Below are 686 nucleotides of genomic sequence, written 5' to 3'. Positions count from 1 at the left end.
TGGACTTCATCGATCTTCTTGCCGTTGTACCAGTCCGGCCATAAGGGGTTGCGGGAAATGTTTTTCTTCATAGGGTGTTCCTCCTTTATAGCAATTCAACTTTTTAATGCGACGGCAACAACGTTGAATTGCATATCGCAAATATGCTGTTTTGATGTTGCACTGATTTCTTGCCTTGCGATAGAAAAGTGAAGTGGTGGGTCTCACGGTGAGACCCACCACTTCGGGTGAATAAACTATTAGGCGCACTTTGCCAGAGCAAGGCGGTCGGTGCGCTCTTCCAGCATCAGCAGGTACGACCCGGACAGCAGCTGTGAGGCGGCAGCGGCCTTCTGCTGGGGCGTCCCAAATGCAACGCAGTCCGTCAGGTGCTCGATGGTCTCGGTCATGTGGAGGGCTTCTTCAAACCGTGGGTCATGCGGTTCCTCCGGGGTGGCAGGCTTGTAGCGCTCTCGCCAGTCGTGCAGCAGGTCAAGATAATCGGTCAATACCCGCAGGCAGTAGGCGATGTCTGCCCACTGCTCGTCCGTCAGGCCACGCTTGGGCGGCGTAAGGGCGATGGCATTGGCGGGCGGCTTGTCCGGGTCAAGCCAGAGCTTGTCGGGGCGGGGCCCCTCCATCTTGCTGACGCAAGACCGCTCTGTCACTTGCAGTCCCCACTGGGGACTGCATTGCTTCGCAAACGC

General features: G+C 56.9%; 1 protein-coding gene and 1 pseudogene. One reads left to right on the top strand and one right to left on the bottom strand.

Features of this window, described 5'->3' with window-relative positions; translation table 11 throughout:
* A partial coding sequence (locus C4N23_RS14155; RefSeq protein WP_207657361.1) for a hypothetical protein occupies positions 1 to 192 on the top strand: 192 nt, incomplete at its 5' end.
* A gap of 47 nt (positions 193 to 239) precedes the next feature.
* On the opposite strand, the pseudogene C4N23_RS13705 reads toward C4N23_RS14155, so the two are convergent.
* Positions 240 to 686, bottom strand: a pseudogene (locus tag C4N23_RS13705) (hypothetical protein); the annotation flags it as partial.

It is taken from the genome of Faecalibacterium hattorii, assembly GCF_003287455.1.
Lineage (GTDB): Bacteria > Bacillota > Clostridia > Oscillospirales > Ruminococcaceae > Faecalibacterium > Faecalibacterium hattorii.
The sequence above is the reverse complement of the archived record's forward strand: the minus strand, read 5'-3'. Positions and strand labels throughout refer to the sequence as shown.